The 21,596-nt window shown below is 37.4% G+C and carries 24 protein-coding genes; 13 read left to right on the forward strand and 11 right to left on the reverse strand.

The window, feature by feature from the left end; genetic code table 11:
- Nucleotides 1-52 precede the first annotated feature (52 nt).
- From D0T85_RS16795 to D0T85_RS16815, 5 genes are all read right to left on the reverse strand, one after another.
- Nucleotides 53-1,039, reverse strand: coding sequence for an RluA family pseudouridine synthase (locus D0T85_RS16795; protein WP_163214689.1), 987 nt, complete (start codon nt 1,037-1,039; stop codon nt 53-55).
- Nucleotides 1,040-1,044: 5 nt separating this feature from the next.
- A complete protein-coding gene (gene rlmD, locus D0T85_RS16800; protein WP_163214690.1) occupies nt 1,045-2,466 on the reverse strand; it encodes a 23S rRNA (uracil(1939)-C(5))-methyltransferase RlmD in 1,422 nt (473 codons plus the stop codon).
- A gap of 297 nt (nt 2,467-2,763) precedes the next feature.
- Nucleotides 2,764-3,585: an SDR family oxidoreductase gene (locus D0T85_RS16805; RefSeq protein WP_163214691.1), complete on the reverse strand. Its 822-nt coding sequence runs from the start codon at nt 3,583-3,585 to the stop codon at nt 2,764-2,766.
- A 1-nt stretch (nt 3,586) separates the two neighbouring features.
- On the reverse strand, nt 3,587-4,501 hold the full coding sequence (locus tag D0T85_RS16810; RefSeq protein WP_163214692.1) for a M28 family metallopeptidase: 915 nt from the start codon (nt 4,499-4,501) through the stop codon (nt 3,587-3,589).
- Between the two features lie 11 nt (nt 4,502-4,512).
- Nucleotides 4,513-5,253 carry a bifunctional 2-polyprenyl-6-hydroxyphenol methylase/3-demethylubiquinol 3-O-methyltransferase UbiG gene (locus D0T85_RS16815; RefSeq protein ID WP_203558512.1) on the reverse strand — a complete coding sequence of 247 codons (741 nt, stop codon included), beginning with the start codon at nt 5,251-5,253 and terminating at the stop codon, nt 4,513-4,515.
- Nucleotides 5,254-5,328: 75 nt separating this feature from the next.
- On the opposite strand from D0T85_RS16815, the gene D0T85_RS16820 reads away from it, so the two are divergent.
- Complete coding sequence (locus D0T85_RS16820; RefSeq protein ID WP_163214693.1) at nt 5,329-5,523, forward strand: hypothetical protein; 195 nt, start codon at nt 5,329-5,331, stop codon at nt 5,521-5,523.
- A gap of 81 nt (nt 5,524-5,604) precedes the next feature.
- On the opposite strand, the gene D0T85_RS16825 is transcribed toward D0T85_RS16820, so the two are convergent.
- Entirely contained in the window at nt 5,605-6,843 is a 1,239-nt protein-coding gene (locus tag D0T85_RS16825) for a DUF4468 domain-containing protein (RefSeq protein ID WP_163214694.1), read from the reverse strand.
- 571 nt (nt 6,844-7,414) lie between these two features.
- The gene (locus tag D0T85_RS16830; RefSeq protein WP_163214695.1) at nt 7,415-8,122 is read right to left on the reverse strand and encodes a pirin family protein; all 708 of its coding nucleotides are present in this window, start codon (nt 8,120-8,122) and stop codon (nt 7,415-7,417) included.
- A gap of 208 nt (nt 8,123-8,330) precedes the next feature.
- Between D0T85_RS16830 and D0T85_RS16835 the strand changes: the two genes are divergently transcribed.
- Nucleotides 8,331-9,662, forward strand: a complete 1,332-nt coding sequence (locus D0T85_RS16835; RefSeq protein ID WP_163214696.1) for an OmpP1/FadL family transporter — start codon at nt 8,331-8,333, stop codon at nt 9,660-9,662.
- Between the two features lie 86 nt (nt 9,663-9,748).
- On the opposite strand, the gene D0T85_RS16840 is transcribed toward D0T85_RS16835, so the two are convergent.
- On the reverse strand, nt 9,749-10,588 hold the full coding sequence (locus D0T85_RS16840; protein WP_163214697.1) for a Bro-N domain-containing protein: 840 nt from the start codon (nt 10,586-10,588) through the stop codon (nt 9,749-9,751).
- A 132-nt stretch (nt 10,589-10,720) separates the two neighbouring features.
- On the opposite strand from D0T85_RS16840, the gene D0T85_RS16845 reads away from it, so the two are divergent.
- From D0T85_RS16845 to queF, 3 genes are all read left to right on the forward strand, one after another.
- Entirely contained in the window at nt 10,721-11,401 is a 681-nt protein-coding gene (locus D0T85_RS16845; RefSeq protein WP_163214698.1) for a queuosine precursor transporter, read from the forward strand.
- Between the two features lie 138 nt (nt 11,402-11,539).
- Nucleotides 11,540-12,202: a 7-cyano-7-deazaguanine synthase QueC gene (gene queC, locus D0T85_RS16850; protein ID WP_163214699.1), complete on the forward strand. Its 663-nt coding sequence runs from the start codon at nt 11,540-11,542 to the stop codon at nt 12,200-12,202.
- Between the two features lies 1 nt (nt 12,203).
- Nucleotides 12,204-12,650: a preQ(1) synthase gene (queF, locus tag D0T85_RS16855; RefSeq protein ID WP_163214700.1), complete on the forward strand. Its 447-nt coding sequence runs from the start codon at nt 12,204-12,206 to the stop codon at nt 12,648-12,650.
- Between the two features lie 78 nt (nt 12,651-12,728).
- Here queF and D0T85_RS16860 read toward each other — a convergent pair whose 3' ends face one another.
- Both D0T85_RS16860 and rlmH read right to left on the reverse strand, forming a co-directional pair.
- Nucleotides 12,729-13,400 (reverse strand): SGNH/GDSL hydrolase family protein, encoded by a 672-nt coding sequence (locus tag D0T85_RS16860; protein WP_163214701.1) that lies wholly within the window; start codon nt 13,398-13,400, stop codon nt 12,729-12,731.
- Between the two features lie 25 nt (nt 13,401-13,425).
- On the reverse strand, nt 13,426-13,899 hold the full coding sequence (rlmH, locus tag D0T85_RS16865; protein WP_163214702.1) for a 23S rRNA (pseudouridine(1915)-N(3))-methyltransferase RlmH: 474 nt from the start codon (nt 13,897-13,899) through the stop codon (nt 13,426-13,428).
- Nucleotides 13,900-14,102: 203 nt separating this feature from the next.
- On the opposite strand from rlmH, the gene D0T85_RS16870 reads away from it, so the two are divergent.
- From D0T85_RS16870 to D0T85_RS16905, 8 genes are all read left to right on the forward strand, one after another.
- Entirely contained in the window at nt 14,103-14,495 is a 393-nt protein-coding gene (locus D0T85_RS16870; protein WP_163214703.1) for a DUF4783 domain-containing protein, read from the forward strand.
- Entirely contained in the window at nt 14,488-15,327 is an 840-nt protein-coding gene (gene nadC, locus D0T85_RS16875; protein ID WP_163214704.1) for a carboxylating nicotinate-nucleotide diphosphorylase, read from the forward strand. The genes D0T85_RS16870 and nadC overlap by 8 nt, the downstream gene beginning before the upstream one ends.
- A gap of 151 nt (nt 15,328-15,478) precedes the next feature.
- Nucleotides 15,479-16,072: an RNA polymerase sigma factor gene (locus D0T85_RS16880; RefSeq protein WP_370459997.1), complete on the forward strand. Its 594-nt coding sequence runs from the start codon at nt 15,479-15,481 to the stop codon at nt 16,070-16,072.
- Nucleotides 16,056-17,348 (forward strand): outer membrane protein, encoded by a 1,293-nt coding sequence (locus D0T85_RS16885; protein WP_163214705.1) that lies wholly within the window; start codon nt 16,056-16,058, stop codon nt 17,346-17,348. The genes D0T85_RS16880 and D0T85_RS16885 overlap by 17 nt, the downstream gene beginning before the upstream one ends.
- A gap of 29 nt (nt 17,349-17,377) precedes the next feature.
- A complete protein-coding gene (locus D0T85_RS16890; RefSeq protein ID WP_163214738.1) occupies nt 17,378-17,905 on the forward strand; it encodes a DUF4943 family protein in 528 nt (175 codons plus the stop codon).
- A gap of 20 nt (nt 17,906-17,925) precedes the next feature.
- The gene (locus D0T85_RS16895; RefSeq protein WP_163214706.1) at nt 17,926-18,636 is read left to right on the forward strand and encodes a DUF4858 domain-containing protein; all 711 of its coding nucleotides are present in this window, start codon (nt 17,926-17,928) and stop codon (nt 18,634-18,636) included.
- Nucleotides 18,637-19,462: 826 nt separating this feature from the next.
- The gene (locus D0T85_RS16900; RefSeq protein WP_163214707.1) at nt 19,463-19,846 is read left to right on the forward strand and encodes a DUF2809 domain-containing protein; all 384 of its coding nucleotides are present in this window, start codon (nt 19,463-19,465) and stop codon (nt 19,844-19,846) included.
- A gap of 48 nt (nt 19,847-19,894) precedes the next feature.
- On the forward strand, nt 19,895-20,449 hold the full coding sequence (locus D0T85_RS16905; RefSeq protein ID WP_163214708.1) for an epoxyqueuosine reductase QueH: 555 nt from the start codon (nt 19,895-19,897) through the stop codon (nt 20,447-20,449).
- A gap of 60 nt (nt 20,450-20,509) precedes the next feature.
- Here the strand turns inward: D0T85_RS16905 and D0T85_RS16910 are convergent, their stop codons facing one another.
- Nucleotides 20,510-21,592, reverse strand: a complete 1,083-nt coding sequence (locus tag D0T85_RS16910) for a hypothetical protein (protein ID WP_163214709.1) — start codon at nt 21,590-21,592, stop codon at nt 20,510-20,512.
- Between the last annotated feature and the right edge of the window lie 4 nt (nt 21,593-21,596).

Here is a 21,596-nt window from a genome sequence, read left to right on the forward strand (position 1 = left end):
ATGAGATCTATGCAGAATTATAACTCGAAACTCATTACTCAAAACTCATTACTCACTCAACAGATTTAAGCATTAATTTTTTAAACTCTGCTGGATAAACGGTTTCGAATTCCATTAATCGTTCGGTTACCGGATGGTAGAACTCCAGTTTGAAGGCATGTAATGCCAGCCGTTTCAGAGGATTTGTTTCATCGAATCTGTTATCTCCCAATATAGGGAATTTCAGGTTATCCATATGAACCCGTATTTGATTCTTCTTTCCCTGACCCAAATCGAATTCAATCAGCGAATAGCCATTTGCCCGTTTTATTGTTTTAAAATGAGTAATAGCTTTCTCGTCGTTGTTGTTAGAAACTGCAGTATAAGTTACATATAGCTTATTTTCATTTAGCCAGGAAGCTACTATACCTTTATCTTTATCAATATCTCCGATTACGATGCCAACAAAACGTACCGATTTAAATATCTCATCCCGATATTCGTTGAAAGTATCCCGGGTTTTTTCATCTTTGGCAAAAACTACCAAACCTGATGTGTCTTTATCGAGCCGGTTTACTGTATATATGCGGTTGGGCTTACCCGACCGGGCAACATATTCGCTTAATATGTTGTGAGCCGAACGTTCTTTGAGTTTGGTCGATGTAACAGGCAATCCTTCTTTTTTATCAATTACAATCAGATAAGCATCTTCATATAGAATTTTCAGATAGCTGCTGTGAAATTCCTTTTTTCCTTTTTCTTTGCTTATCTGCACTTTCATGCCTGGTTTAAGGGCAAAGTTATATTGGCTTGTAATTACATTGTCTACATATACCTGTCGGTGGGCAAGCAATGATTTTGCCGAGTTACGACTGATACCCTCTTTTACTTTAATAAGGAAATCAAGTAATTCTCCTGCTTCCTTAACAGTATATACCGTAAATTTAGCTTTAGCACGAGCTTTCTTATTATCCGGAATACCCGTATTGGAGAACTTCTTCTTATTTCCACCTTGTTTTACAGGTGTATCTTTTTTCCTGCTCTTATTGTTTCTTTCCATATATGCTAGTTACGAGCTACAAGTAGTACAACGTTCTCTACATGGTGAGTATGCGGAAACATATCTACCGGTTGAACAGCGGTTACTTTATATTTTATATCCAGAAGTGCCAGATCACGCGCTTGTGTAGCTGGGTTACAGCTAACATACACAATGCGTTTGGGTTCGGCAAAAAGAATAACGTCTACAACATCCTGATGCATGCCGGCCCGTGGAGGATCGGTAATAATTACATCCGGCTTGCCATATTCATTGATAAAATCTTGTGTAAGAATGTCTTTCATATCCCCGGCAAAGAAGAGGGTGTTTTCAATTTTATTGATCTCTGCATTAACTTTTGCATCCTCAATGGCTTCGGGAACATATTCAATACCAATAACTTTACGCGACTGACGGGCTACAAAGTTGGCTATGGTTCCGGTTCCGGTATAAAGGTCATAAACCAATTCGTCACCAGTAAGACCAGCAAAGTTACGTGCTACTTTGTATAATTCATAAGCTTGTTCGGAGTTGGTTTGATAGAAAGACTTAGGACCAATCTTAAAACGTAGCCCTTCCATTTCTTCAAAGATATGATCGTTTCCTTTGAAAACATGTACATCCAAGTCGTTGATTGTATCATTGCATTTATTGTTTATTACATAAAGCAACGAGGTTATTTCGGGGAAAGAGTCGGCTATGTGTTGTAGCATCTGTTTAAAAAGTGCCATTTCACTATCCTCAACAATTTTGCAGATCAGGATAACCATCAACTCTCCAGTAGTTGATGTACGGATAATCATATTACGTAACATCCCTTCCTGAGAGCGTAAATCTATGAACGAATAATTATGCTCGTATGCATAATCGCGCACAGAGTTGCGGATACGATTGGAAATTTCATCCTGCAACCAACACTTCTCAATAGCCAGCACTTTATCGAATGCTCCCGGAATGTGGAATCCTACCGCGTTCATCTGATCGTATTTAACATTCTGCTTAATTTCTTCGTAAGTAAGCCAACGTTTGTTCGAGAAAGTAAATTCCAGTTTGTTACGATAGAACTCTGTTTTTGCCGATCCTAGGATAGGAGAGATTTCGGGCAGTTCAATTTTACCTATCCGGGTAAGATTGTCTGTTACTTGTTTCTGTTTATACCTGATTTGTTCGGAGTAGGGGAGAACCTGCCATTTGCAACCACCACATACTCCATAGTGTTCGCAGAAAGGAACAGCACGTGTATCCGAGTATTTGTGGAAATGCACTGCTTCTCCTTCGGCATATTTGTTTTTCTTACGTTTAACTTGTATGTCTACTACATCACCCGGTACCACATAAGGTACAAAAATAACTAAATCATTTACTTTTGCAATGGCTTTTCCTTCGGCCGCTACATCAATAATTGTCACTTCTTCCAATAAAGGAAGTTCTTTCTTTTTTCGTGCCACTTTATTCCTGTCTGTTAAATTCGATGCAAAAGTAACTAAAAAACAAGCAGGAATCACACTAAGTAATCAACAATGTTCTTTTAATTAGTTACAGTTTGTAAGCAAGGGCTGTAAGCCCGTTCGATTTAGCCCAGGGTTTTAACCCTGGGTAAGCTATCAATCTCCAGCAATGAAGTGCTGTAAGCACGACCCTAGCTAGACTATTCGTTCGTGCTTACAGCACTCTGATTGGTACATATCGTACATACCCAGGGTTAAAACCCTAGGCTAAATCGAACGCACTTTCAGTGCTTAGCTCTAATAGATTTTGCTAATTACCCAAAGTCTGAAAGATAATGGAAATAAATTATAAATGGAATAAATTACTTTGTAGCCGATTCCAGGTACTACCACAGCCTTCATACGCTTGCGTAAAAGCTGTTTGGCCATTTTCGTTGCTACATATTTTGCTTCCATACCGTTCTTTTCATCCTTCTCCATTGTTTGAACGGCTTTTTTCATCCTTTTTGTATAAGCCGAATCTGCCGATTGCGATTTTATAGTGTACTTTCGGGTGTTGGTAAATTCTGTCTTTGTATCGCCGGGAAGCACTGTACAGCACTGTATGCCAAAAGGTTTGGTTTCAATAGCTAATGCTTGCATAAAAATAGATAAAGCAGCTTTTCCGGCCGAATAAAAAGCCTGGTAAGGAATAGGAGTAATTGCAGCAATAGAAGAGGTAGCCATAATTTTACCACCTCCCTGTTTCCTGAAAACCGGTAAGCAGGCTTGAATGGTTTTAACAGCTCCAAAAAAGTTTGTTTCGAGTTGGAATCTGGTTTCACTTTCGTTGCAATCTTCAATAGAGCCTGCTATTCCGTTTCCGGCATTGCAAACAACAGCATCGAGCCTGCTGTTTTCTTTTAAAATACGGCTGATAACTGCTTGAATATCCGATTCAACATTTACATCCATCTGTACAGGGATTATCTCTCCGCTGCCCGAAGATGCTTTTCGAACCTCAGACAGGCGGCGCGAAGCAGAATATACGCGAACGCCCTTTTCCATTAATAGAATTGCCAGTTCGAGGCCAATGCCAGCGCTTCCTCCGGTAAGTAAAACAACTTTGGTATCTGCCATTTTATTCGTTTGCTAATTTCATCATTAAGAGATAGGCTGTTTTGGTAATTTCTACAAGCTTATCCCAATTTATTTTCTCCGGGTGGTCGCTTGGCTTGTGATAATCGGGATGCCCATCGGTATGATACCATATAATGGGTATATTATGCTTTGCAAACGAAGCATTATCGCTTCCGCCTACAGGTTTATCCCACGGACGATAATCAGGTGTTAACGAAAAACCATATTGCTTGATGTCGTTCTTTAGCCATTCACCATACTGGGGGTGAGTATCGGTATAGAAATAAACAACATGATTAGGTTTACTCTCATCGTTGTTCCGGCCTATCATGTCGAAATTCATGTAACATTTAATGTTGTTCAAGTCTGCGAAGGTTTCTACAAAGAAATTTGAGCCTAATAATTTTTTCTCTTCCCCATCCCAGAAAGCAAAAATAACAGTTCTTTGGGGTTTGATTCCCGATTCAACAAATCCTTTTGCTATTTGCAAAACAGCCGAAACGCCAGAAGCGTTATCATCCGCACCGTTGTAAATGGAGTCGCCTTCCAGGTTAGGGTTTATTCCCAGATGATCATAATGCGCTCCTACAATTACATATTCGTTGGATATTTTTCCGGGTATAACTCCAAGTATGTTGTTCATTTGCTTTCCAGTATAAACTTCAAATGGTTGATAATAGCCTTCAACAAATGGTTGAACACTCATTATTTTTAGGCAGGATACAATGTATTCGCCCGCTATTCGTCCGCCACGGGTACCAGCTTCTCTACCTTCCAGAAAATCACTTGCCAGAAACCCAATATATGCTTCGGCCGTATTACGGTTGATGGTTCGTAAACCTTTATCTACTGGCGATTGTGCCAGCACAAATAAACAGGCTGATAGGAGTATTAACAAGCATCCGATTTTTTTCATTTTCTTTATAATTATACTTTAAGACTAAGTTTGGCTAAATAATCATAGTGTGTGCCTTCTTTTACTAACTCTGCATTGAATCCATTTTGGTTGGCATATAGGCTTAATGTTTCAAAATCTACATACAGCCAATCAAAAGGTTCTCCTTTAATATCTTTATATTGCATCTGGAAATCAATTTCTCCATAATAGTTGCCGGCAAGATCAATAACATAGCTGCCATCTTCATCCTCGAAAAGATATTTCAAATCGCTCGAATCCATGTATATACATCCCCCGGGACGAAGCAGTTGCTTCATTTTCCGAAAGAAAACAGGGAAATTCTCTATCTTCCCAATAATTCCCGATCCGTTCATAAGCATAAGAATGGTATCAAAGGAGCCAAGAAATTGCTCGTCGAATAAATTCATTAGTTGCACATCTTTTACTCCTCGTAATCTCATAATTGTTACAGAGCGAACAGAGATGTCTATTGCACAGACTTCTTTGCCCATTTCTTGTAATGCCAGTGTATGGCATCCACTGCCTGCGCCTACATCAAGTATTTTTCCTTCTGCTAGTTTTAAAGCCGTTTTTTCTAGTGGCGGCATTTGCTTGAAATTGCGAAATAATTGTCTGACGTGGATTGCATCTTCATCGAATTGTGAAGAAAATACCCGTAATCTATCAGCTTTGCCATGAACATAATATTCGGCAATGGCTGCTCCCATTGGGTCTTTGTCGGGGGTAAGATGGTTTGTTGTGATACTCATATAATTTTTCTTGATGCGCAAAGATAAATTTTACTCAATTAAAAAGACTATCTTTGCAGCAAAATTATTTCAAATATGAGTAATGAAATAGAAAAAGCAATGACTGGAGGAATCGTTTTTAAAGGAAAAGCGAAAGAGGACTCCGGAAAAGATGAGAAGAAAGTTAAAACAAAAGCAAAGAAAACAACCTATATTAAAGGTACACACGGATCGGCTGCTGCCAAAAAGAAAGCTGAGATAAGAAGGAAAAGAGCCAGTAGGCATAAATAAATTAAGAATTAGGAATTAAGAATTAAGAATATTGCGATGGCGCATTAGAAATTCTTAATTCTTAATTTCTAATTCTTAATTCTATTTCACCCACACATTAATAATTTCACCAATATACATTTTGTGTAGTTGTTTACCTATCCACTCTTCTTTAACCTTTTCGTTGTTAATAGCTTCGGGAGTAATAGATTGGGAAACAAGTTTGCGGCATTCAATAATTAACCATGCTTCGCCAAATGCCTGACTGCCGTTTGGTGTTGTGATAGGAGTTAATCCTGATCCTTTTACTTTATCGGTGTTTTTGCCTGAGGTGCTTCCACAATATTTCAATGCATCACGATACGCTTCGGTATAGAAGGTAAATGTATAAGTATCGTTTTTCTCCATTAACTGATATGTATAGCGTGTAGGATTAATGAAACACATTGCTATTGGTTTACCATATAACATACCCAATCCGCCCCAGCTGGCAGTCATCATATTGAATTGATCTTTAGTACCTGCTGTAATAAGCATCCAATCGTCGTTAAGCATTTTAATGATATTGCCAGGTAATTTATCAGGAGCAATCTGACGATATCCATCTAAATTGGCTGCAGTAGTAGTGATTGGAGCAGAAGTTGTGATTGGAGCTGCAGTAGTAGTGATTGGAGTTGGAGCAGTGGGAGTTGTTACTCTTACTGCAGACTCTTCTACTGTGGTTTTAACAGTAACTCTTTGTTGTGGAATTGTAACAACTGGCTCTGGAGTAGCCATTCCCGATACATTTAGAGCAAGGGCACTCTGGGCACCAGCAAACAATTCGTCGAAATAATCTACTGTTTTTATACGAAACTTAGATAATCCGCGTACAAGTTTGGTTTGGGTTTTGTTCAAAGCATTTTTGTCGGATATATAATCTTCGGCAGTAAGTTTTTCATCTTCGTATGTATAGCGTATTCTTTCTACTTCGAGTATACATTCGCCGGTAGAACATGTAGCATTGATTTGATAATTGATAATTGCCCTGTCTAAAGATAAAGCAGAAGATTTGAAAACAAGATACTCTTCTACTGTACCTGATATAATTCCTTTACTTTCGTCGGTATATACTACACGACTGTTGTTTTCATTCTGTTTTAATCTGTCTTCCATCCATTGGTGGATAGCGTTGTAAATAACTTCTTTTGAAGTTCCAGGTAAGCTGAATTCTTTTTTAAAGACTATTTTTCCGTCTTCTTCGGGTACAGCTCCTGCCAGATATCTGGCGTCCTCTTGTGCGTTTAATGCAAAAGGCAAACACACTAATAAAATAAATAAAAGACTAAATTGCTTTTTCATATTAACACTATATTAAATTTCGAATATTTCTCCTTTGTGGCTGATAGATAAAAAACGGCTCAGTAAAATGCATAGGTGCGAATATACTGGTTTTTATTTGTTGTACAATGCCTTTATCTCGAACATTAGGCAAAGTATCTCTGAAATAATCAATAATAACTGTTACTCCATCTCCTAATATGGCAAAACCACTGTGGTATATGTAAATTATTTGCATGTACAAAGGTATCTATTTTTATTTAATCTGCGTTAATCCGAGTTAATCTGCGTTTGATATATTGAGTTGTGATGAATCCGAAATCTTTTCAAACCCAACCGTTCTGTATAGTTATTTTACGACTGTTTTAAACGGCTAAAATGAAGCATTGCTTAATTTAACCCCCGTTGTATGCGCTATAGGGCCGATTTTATGGCCCATTTTCAAAATGCTGCATTTTGCATTGATGAAATGCTGCATTTCGTTTAATCAAAATGCTGCATTTCGAAAGTGTGAAATGCAGCATTTTGAAACAACGATTTGCAGCACAAAAAAACGTAGCGATTTATAAATGGATATAATTTGACATAAGTTTTATATCATTGGAACTTCCATTAAAAGGATATGCGAATCTTTTATGGTTTCAATGGTAAAGTCACTGGTATCATAAATACCTAAACCGTCTCGCCTCTCCAATACCTGGTCGCCAACTTTGATTTCGCCTTCAATTAAGAAAATATAAACTCCGGTATTGCTTTGATGCATCTTATAATCAATGGTTCTTCCTTTTTCAATTTCTCCGATAGAGAACCATGTGTTTTGTAACATCTTTGCAGGGGCGCTACCATCGGGTGCAACAATTGTGGTCATCTTGTTTCTTTCAAGTAACGAACGAATATCATAGTCATTGTATTGTGGCTGTGTATTGTTTTGTTTGGGTATTACCCATATTTGCAAAAACTCCATCGGCTCAGTATGACTATAGTTCATTTCGCTATGGTAGATGCCTGTACCTGCACTCATAGTCTGGATAAGACCAGGTGATACAACTTTACTGTTTTTATGACTATCGCCATGTTGTAATTCTCCTTTCAGCGGAATGGAAATTATTTCCATATTCTTATGTGGGTGCATACCGAAACCTTCACCTGGGGCAACGCGATCGTCGTTCAGTACCCTTAACGCTCCAAAATTTACTCTTTCAGGATCATAATACTGATCAAAGCTGAATGTATGTTTGCTATCCAACCAATCGTATAAAGAATGTCCTCTGGTATTTGCTTTGTGATAAATTGTTTTCATATAATTTCTTTTTTATTGATAATATAAATATAACAATAAGTGTTGTTGTTTGTTTATAGATGTCTTGGTAAAAATCACCTTAGTTTCTGGTGAAATAGTTTCTATTTAAACAATGTTTCTTTAGAAATAGCATTTATTTGCACACAATTGTTTGTAATGTGCAATAATGTTGTAACTTTGTGGCCTTAAAACTCTAAAAGAAGAAAGAATGAAGAAATTTTTATTTATTAGTGCTTTAGCTTTGATGGTTTCAAATTTAACCTTTGCAGGCGGAATCCTCACAAACACAAATCAACATATCTCTTTTCTCCGGATGATAGCAAGAGGAGCCTCTATTGATATTGATGGGGTTTATTCAAATCCGGCAGGTTTAGGATTTTTGGAAGATGGTTTTTATTTGTCGTTGAATGGACAAAGTGCTTATCAAACCAGAACAATCCATTCTACATTTGCACTTTTTGGGGCAGAACCTCGTAAATATAAAGGTACGGCGTCTGCTCCGTTTATCCCTAGTGTACAGGCTGCTTATAAAATGGGCAACTGGGCATTCTCGGGTAGTTTTGCTGTAACAGGTGGAGGTGGTAAAGCTTCGTTTGACACAGGTCTTCCTATGTTCGATTCAAAGATTATGGCTTTATTGGCTTTGAATGGTCTTAATTCCAGCATGTATACAATAAACAGTGCTATGGATGGTAAGCAATACATCTACGGTTTTCAATTAGGAGCCTCTTATAAAATAAACGACTATTTGTCTGTTTTTGCAGGTGGTAGAATGAATTATGTAAAAAGTGGCTATGAAGGTTATTTAAGAACTACAGCAAATCCTGGCTATGAAGAAGTTATTCCTTCTGGAGCTTTACCAATTATTGAACTAGACTGTGATCAGGCAGGTTGGGGAATAACTCCGATAATCGGAGCAGATGTGAAATTAGGTAAGTGGAATTTGGGCTTAAAATATGAGTTCATGACAAATGTTAATATTGAGAATAAAACAAAGATGTCTTACTCTCCAAATAACCCAAATCTTCAAGAAGCATTGAAACCTTATGAACATGGTGTAAATACCCCCAATGATATTCCAGCATTATTAACTGCTGCTTTAGGTTATGAAATACTTCCTACTTTACGCGCAACAGTTGAATATCATCAGTTTTTTGATAAAGATGCAGGAATGGCTAATAATAAACAAAAGGCATTAAAGGGAAATACACATGAATATCTGTTTGGAGTTGAATGGGATGTGTTGGACCGTTTAACTATCAGTGCAGGCTATCAGAAAACCGATTATGGCCTTAGTGATGATTTCCAAGTTGATACTAGTTTCTCATGCGATTCATATTCAGTTGGATTAGGTGCTGCCATTAATTTATCTTCCAGACTAAAATTAAATGTAGGTTATTTCTGGACTTCTTATTCAGATTATACCAAAGATGTTGCTGCTGCTAATCCAGGAGGGTATAATGGTACCACAATGGCCGGAAAAGATGTATATAGTCGTACTAACAAAGTTTTTGGTTTAGGAATAGACTATAAGTTCTAAAGTTTTTTTCAATAACATAAATAACACGGAGATTACAAATTTTACTTTGTAATCTTCGTGTTTTGTTTTAATGAGCATCCATATAGTTAGTCTTCATTGTCTGCATCGTTATTAGGCAGTAAATAGTCTTGTGCCTTTTGTGAAGTTATAACTGAACGACCAAGCTGTGACTCTAATTGCTGTCTTGCTGCCTTTGCTACGCTGCCGCCGCTTATAGCAACTGTTGCATTTTGATTAAAGCCTTTTGGATTTTTACTTTTCGATATTTCTGTAGTAGAAGCTTCGGCAAGGGTATTCAACGCAAGTTCAATATTAGTCATGTTATCGCGAAGGTTTTCTTTTTTCAGACCTTTCAATTTCTTGTATTCTTTGGTTGTACGTCCACTCCATTCTTTAGTAATGATATCAGTCAATGAAGCATACTGTATTCCATCTATTCCACTACGTTGCCATTCATCAGTTAGTTCTTTACGCACCTCAATACTTTTGATGCGTTGATTTATCCAATTATCAGAGTATCCAAGTCGTTTATAATCCATAATCGCTTGATCTATTGATAGTTCTGGGTCCTGCAACTGATCTATTCTATCACTAGCTACTTGTGCCATCCATTGTTTGAAAGGTTCTGCTTTAGGAGATGGAATAGACTGTATCAAACGGAATAACTGCTCTGTATCAGCTACATCGGTTATTCTCATTTTACCATCAGCAGCACGTAATTTCAAAGCGTGACAATTTGTCACGGTTTCATTACCTTCTTCTTTTAAGCGTTGCTTAAGTTTACGCCAATAGGCCTGAGGGTTGGTACTGTCTGTTAATACAGCTACAACATCCACAATAGCAAAATACCATTTTTCCTGTTCATCATCCCAAACAGTACGAACTTTCTTATCTTCAAATAGCTTTAGTGATTCTTTCTGAGTCATTATTATTAAATGTTTGTATAAAGATAAGCAAAGATAATTCAAAAAGTCATATCTTTGCAGCAGAGAAATCTCTATTTAATTATTAGTGAAATAATCACCGTGTGCTTGAACACCACGTAAAAAACAAGATTTATGAAAGAAAAAGTATCAGTACCCTTCATGCTGTTGGGCATTTTATTTAATGTATGCCTCATTACAGCCAATCTTCTTGAAACCAAAGTTATTCAGGTATTTGGAATATCCATAACTGCCGGTTTATTAGTATTTCCAATCTCTTACATTATTAACGACTGTATTGCCGAAGTTTGGGGATTTAAAAAGGCCCGTTTAATTATTTGGAGTGGCTTTGCAATGAATTTCTTTGTTGTAGCTGTTGCTCAGATAGCCGTTGCACTTCCGGCAGCTCCCTTCTGGAAAGGCGAAGAAGGATTTAATTTTGTATTTGGCATGGCTCCCCGTATCGTTGTTGCCAGTCTCACAGCATTTCTGGTCGGCTCTTTTCTGAATGCTTATGTAATGAGTAAAATGAAGTTGGCCTCTCAAGGTAAAAACTTCTCTGCCCGTGCCATTTGGTCTACAGTAGTGGGCGAAACAGCCGATTCATTAATCTTCTTCCCCCTTGCTTTTGGTGGAGTTATTCCCATAAAAGAACTTGCCATTATGATGGGAATACAGATTATAATTAAATCCATGTACGAAGTTGTAATTCTTCCGATTACTATTAAAGTTGTAAAAGCTATTAAGAAGATCGAAGGAACCGATGTGTACGATGAGGATATATCTTACAATATTCTGAAAATAAAGGATATTTAATGTGCCAATGTGTTAATATGCCAATATGCCAATATGCCAATGTGCTAATTGGTTGCGCATTATTGGCATATTAACACATTATATATTAACATATTATATATTGACACATTAGATATTGGCACATTGGCACATTAGTATATGAATAACTCGGCAGTTGTATTATTTAGTGGTGGACAGGACTCTACCACTTGTCTTTTTTGGGCAAAAGAACACTTTGAAAAAGTATATGCAATAAGTTTCCTCTATGGGCAAAAACATGCTAAAGAGGTTGAACTGGCGCGTAATATTGCAGATAGAGCAGGAGTGGAGTTCCATGTAATCAATACAGATTTTATTGGTAATCTGGGAAATAACTCATTAACAAATTCTTCCCTGAAAATGGATCAAGATGTTCCGGAAAGTGGTTTACCTAACACTTTTGTACCAGGACGGAATTTATTCTTTTTGAGCATTTCGGCAGTTTTTGCCCGCGAATGGGGGATTCATGATTTGGTGACTGGTGTTTCGCAAACAGATTATAGCGGATATCCTGATTGCCGCGATTCCTTTATAAAATCAATGAATGTAACTTTGAATCTGGCAATGGATTACCAGTTCAATATTCATACTCCTTTAATGTGGTTAAATAAAGCGCAAACATGGGCACTGGCAGATAAATTAGGTGTATTTGATATAGTACGCAATGAAACCTTAACTTGCTATAATGGTATAATGGGTGATGGCTGCGGAGAGTGCCCTGCTTGTAAACTCCGTAGTCAGGGATTGGAGCAATATCTTAATTCAAAAAACAAATTCATTTAATATGGAACAATTATCTTTATTAGGCAACAAAACCGAATATAAACAGGATTATGCCCCCGAAGTGTTAGAGGCATTCGACAATAAACACCCTGAGAATGATTATTGGGTGCGTTTTAACTGTCCGGAGTTTACCAGTTTGTGCCCTATTACTGGTCAGCCTGATTTTGCAGAGATTCGTATAAGCTATCTTCCTGATGTAAAAATGGTTGAGAGCAAAAGTTTAAAACTCTATCTTTTTAGTTTCCGCAATCATGGTGCCTTTCACGAAGATTGTGTAAATATCATAATGAAAGATCTTATTAAGCTTATGAATCCCAAATACATTGAAGTAACAGGCATATTCACTCCCCGTGGTGGTATATCCATATATCCGTATGTTAATTATGGGCGTCAGGGTACTAAATACCAGCAAATGGCCGAATACCGGTTAATGAACAGGGAACTTTAATAAATAGAACTACTAACCAAAGAAAAGTCCCGACTTTGTTAAGGAAAAGTCGGGACTTTGTACAGGTGAATATCTTTGTTAGAATCTAATTACTTCATCAATCACTTTCTTAGCAGTCTCTTCCATAATTTTGTATCCCTCTTTGGTTGGATGCACACCATCCCTTGCCAATTCGGGTTTCATGCCACCATTAGCAGCACGCATAGGTGTATTATAGTCAATATATCCAAAGCCTTTAATTTGGGCATAAGCTTTAATATTTTCGTTCAGGGCGTCTATTTTTTCAACAACATTCTTTATTTCTTTTCTCCAGGGATACTCATAAACAGGAAGAACAGCCGAAAGTATCACTTTAATTCCATTATAATCAGCCAGCTCTGCCATCGACTGAATACAATCCATTGTGAACTGCGGATTATATTCGCCTGTGTTTTGTGCAATATCATTGGTACCAATATTTATAACCACAGCTTTGGGACTTAAATTAATAACATCCTGACGGAAACGTAAAAGCAACTGAGGGCTGGTTTGTCCGCCAATGCCTCTTCCTATATAATTATTGTTCGAAAAGAACTCCGGACTTGCATTAGGCCATCCATCCGTAATTGAGTTACCCAGAAAAACAACAGGTTTGGTAATAGAAGCATTATTTTCAGCATACCTTTTTAAATTTGCTGCACCGGTTATATCGGTTTGAGCATACATTGTTGTGGCGAAGATTACAAGAAAACCTAATAAAATCTTTTTCATAATTTAAAAATTTAATTGATTGTATTTATTCGTGGTGATAAGGCCCGCCATTTAAAATAGTCATGGCCCTGTATAATTGTTCAACAAAAATAAGTCGTACCATTTGATGCGAGAAGGTCATCTTTGATAAAGATATCTTTTCGCTTGCAGCCTGATATACCTTTTGAGAAAAGCCATAAGGCCCGCCAATAACAAAAACTAACCTTTTGTTTACTGTTGATAACTTCCTCTCAATCCATGAGGCAAAGTCGATAGAACGAAACTCTTTACCTCCTTCATCCAGTAATATAATCACATCCCCAGGCTGAAAAGCTTTTAAGATGAGTTCGCCTTCCTTTTCTTTTTGCTGATCAGCCGAAAGATTTTTTGTATTTTTCAATTCAGGAATGATTTCCATTTCAAAAGGAATGAAATGCTTTGTTCGTTGAATATAATCATTTATGGCAGTAATATAGTGTTGCTCTACTGTTCGGCCTACAGCAATTAAAACGGTTTTCATATTAGTTACGAGTTACAAGTTACGAGTTACAAATTACTATGAAACAGCTTATAACTCGTAACATGTAACTCGTAATTAATTTGCAAATATAGATTTTTTCTTTAAGTTTGTAACAACAGAGCGGCTAAATCCGTCATATTTATGATAAAGCTTACTAATAATAAGAGGAAGATTCTTACCTTTGCCAAGCAATTAGTATAATTATGGAAAAGAAAATACTATTGTTGATAACAGGATTACTGTTTACTACCCTAACAGTTTGGGCACAAGCCAAACCAGTAGGTGTGATAGTTGCTTTTAAAAAAGGAAGTGCTACTGAACTTTCTACATATTTGGGCGACAAGCTAGACCTGTCTATTCAAAACCGTTCGGGCAATGTTGACAAACAAAAGGCAACAACCATGCTCGATGCTTTTTTTACTCAAAACAAAGTAAAATCTTTCAATGTAAACCATGAAGGAACAAAAGGCGAGTCGAGTTTTTTTATAGGAACTCTGGTAACAGAAACCGAAAAGTTTCGTGTAAACTGCTTTTTTAAACGCATACAGAATAAATATTTAATTCATCAGATAAGAATAGATAAAGCTAATGAATGATTTGATTAACAGGTTAATAGATTTGGCCTTTGCCGAAGATATAGGTGATGGAGATCACACAACCTTATCCAGTATCCCTGCTACAGCAATGGGGAAATCAAAGTTATTGATTAAAGAAGCCGGAGTATTGGCTGGAGTTGAAATTGCGAAGGTAATATTTCATCGTTTCGATCCTGAAATGAAAGTTGAAGTATTCATTGAAGATGGAACAGAAGTAAAACCCGGAGATATTGCAATGATTGTAGAAGGAAAAGTACAATCGTTGTTGCAAACCGAACGCCTGATGCTGAATGTAATGCAACGTATGAGTGGTATTGCTACCATGACACGCAAATATGTGAAGCAACTGGAAGGTACTAAAACCCGTGTACTGGATACCCGCAAAACTACACCGGGTATGCGTATGCTCGAAAAAGAAGCCGTTAAGATTGGTGGTGGTGTAAATCATCGCATTGGTTTGTTCGACATGATACTCTTAAAAGATAACCATGTTGACTTTGCAGGCGGAATTGATAAAGCTATTACCGGCGCACAGAAATATCTCAAAGAAAAAGGGAAAGATCTTAAAATAGAAATTGAAGTACGTAACTTCGATGAACTTAACCAAGTACTCGCAATTGGAGGGGTTGACCGTATTATGCTGGATAACTTTACTCCCGAAAACACTAAAAAGGCTGTAGATATAATTGGTGGCCGTTACGAAATCGAATCGTCGGGTGGTATAACCTTCGATACGCTTCGTGATTATGCAGTAACCGGCGTTGATTACATCTCTGTAGGAGCTCTAACCCACTCTGTAAAAGGGTTGGATATGAGTTTTAAAGCAGTCTGATATAATATTTTAAACACAGAGACACAGAGGCACAGAGAAAGAAAATAAAACTCTGTGCCTCTGTGTCTCTGTGTTCTAAATAATTTATTTTTGTTTTAACTTTCTTTTATATATTCTTTTGCAGCATTGTGTATAAAGCAGCGTCTAACCAATGAACGAGGCAAAGAAACGTTCGGATAAAATAGCATTTCAATTGGAAAACGAGATAGAACTAATTAAAGGCTGTCGTGCTGGAGATAATTTGGCCCGGAAGAAACTTTATACCCTCTTTTCCAAACAAATGCTGGCAATATGCTACCGTTATACGGGCGATATGGATGCCGCACACGATGTTTTACATGATGGATTTATCAAGATTTTCACAAACTTTTCTTTTCGTGGAGAGTCTGCCTTAAGTACCTGGATAACCCGGGTAATGATAACACAATCGCTCGACTATCTGCGTAAACAACAAAGAATAAGTAAGGTAATCACCTACGAGGAAGAAATTCCGGAAGCAGTTGATTGGTCGTCGGCCGAAGATTATGATAATATATCAGAAGAGCAACTTCTTGTTTTTATAGCCGAACTTCCCGAAGGCTGCCGTACAGTTTTTAACTTGTTTGTATTGGAAGGCAAGTCGCACAGGGAGATAGCAGAGATTCTTAACATCAAGGAGCATTCATCTACATCGCAGTTGCACCGTGCCAAAGGTTTATTAATGCAAAAGATTAACGAATATAAAAGAAATGAAGAAAGAGAATGATGAATTGTTTGACCTGTTTCGTACACGGTTAGAACATGCAGAGGTTGAAGTAAGAGATAATTTCTGGGAACAACTGGAAAATGATATCCCTGTTGTTGTCCGTAATCGCAGGCGGTTACTGGTGCAACGCTTTTCTGCAGCAGCTTCTGTTCTTATTATATTGGCTGGGGTATCAGCTGCATTCTGGCATTTCTCACCAAAAGATGAAATAGCCGATGCATTTACCAAAATGGAAATATCTCCGGTTGCCAAGGGTAATATGAAAAATGACGGAATAAAAGAAGAACTCCCTTCTATACATGCCACCCCCAAAAAACAATCAGGCACAATAATTAAACCTCAATCCAGGAAATCCATAATAGAGGAAATAGATGAAGAAGAGTCTTTTTCTTTTTCAATATCGATGTCTTTCTCGGTAACCGAACAAATAACAGAAAACCAAATAGACAGAAATCCGGCTAATCGTTTAGCAGGTGGCATGGATATACAAAACAATTATTCGGAAGAGCAATCTCAGGAAACCACATCTGTATTGAAAAGCAAAAAAGAAAAAAACAATTCGTGGGCATTGGGCTTCTTCTCGTCAACGAGTGCCATTACAGGAAAAGATTCTAAAAACGGGTTGCAAATGCTAACTGCTAAAAACAACTCATTGAATATAAATAATCATCCCGGAGCAGTTTCTCGTTCCGATTTCTATTCAGAGGAAGATTATTTAAACTATATGCAGGTAGCCAGCAATGTTCCGGCAGAAAAGCAACATACTAAATTAAAACATAAACTACCCATATCTGTTGGCATAACTGCCCAAAAGAATCTATCCGATCGTTTTTCGCTCGAAACAGGCTTGGTGTATACCAAACTGGATTCGGATTTAACAGGAGGAAAAGATAATACCTATTACCAACAAGAACAAACCTTGCATTATCTGGGCATACCATTAAAAGCCAATTATACTATTTGCGATAATAAACATTTCGATTTATATGCGTCGGCAGGAGGAATGGTTGAAAAAAGTATTTCAGGCAAAATAAAAACAGATTATTACGATGCCGGTAAACATACTCATTCCAGTAAACAGTCGTTAACGGTAGATCCTTTACAATTATCCTTGACCGCCTCTTTAGGCGTGCAGTATAAGTTTAATGATAGGGTATCTGTTTATGCCGAACCAGGACTTGCATACTACTTCGATGATGGAAGCTTGGTAAGTACAATTCGTAAAGAAAAACCTCTGAATTTTAATATGCTCTGCGGAGTACGTATGACCTATTAATATAAAACAATACTCATATTCTGAACATGATGAAAAAAATACGTTTGATAGTATGGAGTATATTGTTGCTTTTTATAGTAGCAAGTTGTACAGAAGAAGCAGTGGATTATTATAATCCGGATGTAAAGTTGTTTGTAAAACACTTGAAAGCAGGAACATATAATACGAAAAATGAAAAAGGAGCAGTAGTAGTACCTATGTTTAGTTATAAGCATATTGCCGAATTGTTGCGTTATGCAGATGACATGACAGAGATACCCTCTTTCCCATTACCTACTTTATCCTCGCATTACGGAGGCAAGCCTCGTTTAGGCGAATGTATTTTATGGATAATAGAGAGTATTCGTATTGGTCAGCCCGCTTCGATGGGATGTAAGATCGTTCATAAAGACGCAATGAATTATGAAGGAATTTATTTTCTTACAAGCGAGCAAGTAGTTGAAGCTGCTTTATTATATCGTGAATGGTGGAGAAAGATTGATACTCAGGATTCCAATAGCCTATTGCGCTATTGGCCATTAGATCCACTGGCGGAGAGTGATTACCGCTGGTGGTAATGGTTAATTTTTTAGTTTAAATGTATAAGCACCTAAACCTTTTCTTTTTTGTGTGTACGGTAACCGTATTTGCACATGCTCAGTGGAGCCCAAAAGATTCTTTAAATTTACGTCGTATCCTTGATGGAGATGGTGAAATCAAACTTAACCCTAATGCAGTTAAGCAAATTGATTTCGGATCTTTTGTAGGAACACCACTAATGTCGACAGACAAACCCGCATTACAATATGATACAAGTTTACCCTATGCTCCAAAGAAAGCAGATATTGTATTAACTACTCAACCCTATACAGCTCTTACCAAGTTTAATTATGATCCAATATATAAAAGGAAAATAAAGGTTGGACCTAACACGTGGCGCAATGATACATTGCCAAGAGCAATTTATTTAAGAAGGTACACTAACTGGGCGGATCATCCTTTTGCAAAAGGTAACAGGCAATCTCTTGAAGAGATAGAAGCCTCTGGCCTACGGTATAACCCGATTGGTGAACGTGCTAATAATCAGCCTGTAGGTACATGGCGACCAGTACCAGGCGCTAGCAGGGTAACTACACACATGTCTGGGTTTACAGTAGGTGGATTAGATTTCAATGCCGTTTTTACCAGAGAATTCTGGGATAAGTCGATAGAGAGACGAAGAAACAGAACATTGGAGGTTTTGAAAAATTATGGAGATTCTACCACTGTTCTGTATAACGAAGAGATAAGGAAGACAAAGATTCCCTGAGATGTATGTGCTTAACTCCTCTACACAAAAGTTTAAAATGAAAAATTTGTCGTCATTCAACACGCGGAGGCTTTATTGATTTGATTAACAGTGTGTTAAATGCGTGTTGAATGCCGTGTTGAGAAACATTGTTACAACTATTTCGTCACGCTTTCAACACGCTTTATTTTGAGCTTTGACCTCTAACAATAGTAGGGACTTTCCGATAGAAAACCCTGTACTCTTCCGCATAATAATCCATACTTTTCCATGAAATAGTCCATACTTCTACGCAAGCTATATAGCATTGGGATTCCAGTCTATATAGATGAGTGCCTTCGATCTATATAGCACCGACCCCTCGAACTATATAGCATTGACCCCTCGATCTATATAGAAAGATATTTTACTTGTTATTGAACAGCACTTTTCTCCCGGTAGGATAAAGGTTTTCTCCTACCGGGATGAAGCGTTCATCCTACCGGGAGAAACCGTTTCTCCTACCGGGAGAAAGGCTTCATGCTACCGGGATGAAAGAGTTATAATATTGTGATTCAAAGTATGAACAATGTAGGGTCAACACGATAGTTGTATTAAACAAATCTTAATAAAATAAGGATTGAGTACTAAATCTATTAAAGGGTGTTATTATAAATTGTATATAGTTATAGAATTTGCATAGTATGGTATACTGCCCTATATTTGCACTGTGTTTTTCATAGTATTAGATTTTAAGGTTAACAAAGATTGGCTGCTCGGGATGAGTAGCCTTTTTATTTTGTGGAGTATTGATCTATTTCTCTTTGGCCACATGGCTCTTAATATAAAACAATAAAACTCTTTATTTATGAGAAACAAACGTTTAATCTACTTCATTGCTACTATAATAATTATATGTCTGGGCCTTGCATCCCGAAAGTTTGGAGCCATGTTGCCCACATTTATAGCAGAATATTCGGGAGATGCCTTGTGGGCAGCAATGGTTTATTTGGGTTTACGATTCCTTTTTCCCTCACTCCGTATGCCTACAACAGCTTTAGTTGCACTTTTATTTTCGTATTTCATAGAAATAACACAATTATATCAGGCTGATTGGATAAATTCCATACGTAATACAACCGTAGGAGCTTTAATTCTGGGACATGGATTTTTATGGACCGATTTAGTATGTTATACAGTAGGGGTTATACTTGTTTTTATCATAGACCGACTGTTTTTTGTTTCCCGATAATAACGAGATTGCATATTTTTATCTTACTTTGCAGCAAGTTTTATTATTATGGAAAAAGTACTTTTACATACTTGCTGCGCCCCTTGCTCATCTGCAATTATTGAATGGATGTTGAATAATGATATCCGCCCGGTTATTTTTTATTTCAATCCTAATATTTATCCGCTTGAAGAATATAATATCCGGAAAGCCGAATGTACTCGTTACGCCCAATCGAAAGGTATTGAAATCATTGATGGGGATTACGAACACGAACAATGGTTGGAATGTATTTCCGGATTAGAGCATGAACCGGAAAGAGGAAACCGTTGCTTGAAATGTTTTAAAATGCGCTTATTGGCAAGTGCACAAAAGGCTTCCGAACTGGGAATAACCCGTTTCACAACAACCCTTGCATCTTCCAGATGGAAAAGTCTGGATCAGATTGCCGAAGCAGGTATAGAGGCCGCTTCACAGGTTCCGGGAACTGAGTTTTGGGAAAAGAACTGGCGCAAAGGAGGATTGAGCGAAAGAAGAAGAGAGTTATTAGCCGAAAATAATTTTTATAATCAGCAATATTGCGGATGTGAATTTAGCATTTATAAATTGAAAGTTGAAAGTTGAAAATTGAAAGTTATGCCATGCGGCATCGTAATTTTCAACTTTCAACTTTCAATCCTCAATTTACAACCCTTTAACTCTACTTAAATAGGCGTCACAATTATTCCTTTTATCAAAGGCTTCTGCTAGTTCATAAGCTTTCTGATAGAAATAGTCTTTTAGGGTTTCAATATCATACACGCCGGATTCTGTGTAAAGTTCAAACTCGGTTGGAAGTTCCAAAGAAATAGTCTTTTCTGTTTTTAACAGAAGTTTAAGCCCTTCAACCAAATAGTAATAAAAATCGTATTTGGTATATCCGTCTGTATCCAATGCCCAAGGCAAGTACCGCTGAATGTATTTTAGTGTCTTTTCTTTGTCTTTATCAGCAAGATAACTAATAAGCATTCCTCCGTAGGAAATTAGGTTAGGGTTTTCTTTTTGCTCTTCCATTTCATTTTCTCCTTTGCTGAATAGTTCGGCAGCCAGTTCGTGCTTTCCGTTTTTCTGTGCATGATAGAGTAATGTACAGAAAGTACGTGCCGGAACCTGAGAGCAGGTATGAACATGTATTTGCTTATTTAGAAGTGGCTGAGCCCGGTTATATGCTTCATCAAAATTACCGGTTTCCAGGTAATAATCTAATTCATAATCCAATGTACAGGCCACACAGTTGTCAACATCATCCTGCGGACAAGTATTGCGCAGGTCGAGGTATTCTTTAGCCTGATCGTATTTATTAATGCTGAGGGTTTCGGTGTAAAGCCTGTCGTAATAAGCCCGTAAACCATGTCCGTTGCGGGTAAGACGGTTTTTGAAATCTTCCAGAATCGTTTCTATCTGTTCCATTGATACTTCCGGATTATTGTACATGGAACCCAGAATCCATTTGTATTCCCAAAGAAAATCATTTTCGTCGAACCAGTCCGGATGCTGTTCGTAAGCATTCAGAATCCAGCTGAAGTTTGTTACCAATTCATTGTCTGATGGAAGGAAATAGCATTCGTGAATAAGTTGCATACGTATGTCGTATCCCCATTCAACATCATCATTATCATCGGCAATAACAGCAGCTTGTTTTAATAACTGTACTTTATCTTTGTATGTCAGGCTTTTATTATTTTCTACCTGATATATTATTTTCTGTATTTCTAAAGTGTATATCATTGTG

Source organism: Bacteroides sp. 519 (assembly GCF_010500955.1).
Classification (GTDB): Bacteria; Bacteroidota; Bacteroidia; order Bacteroidales; family Bacteroidaceae; genus Bacteroides.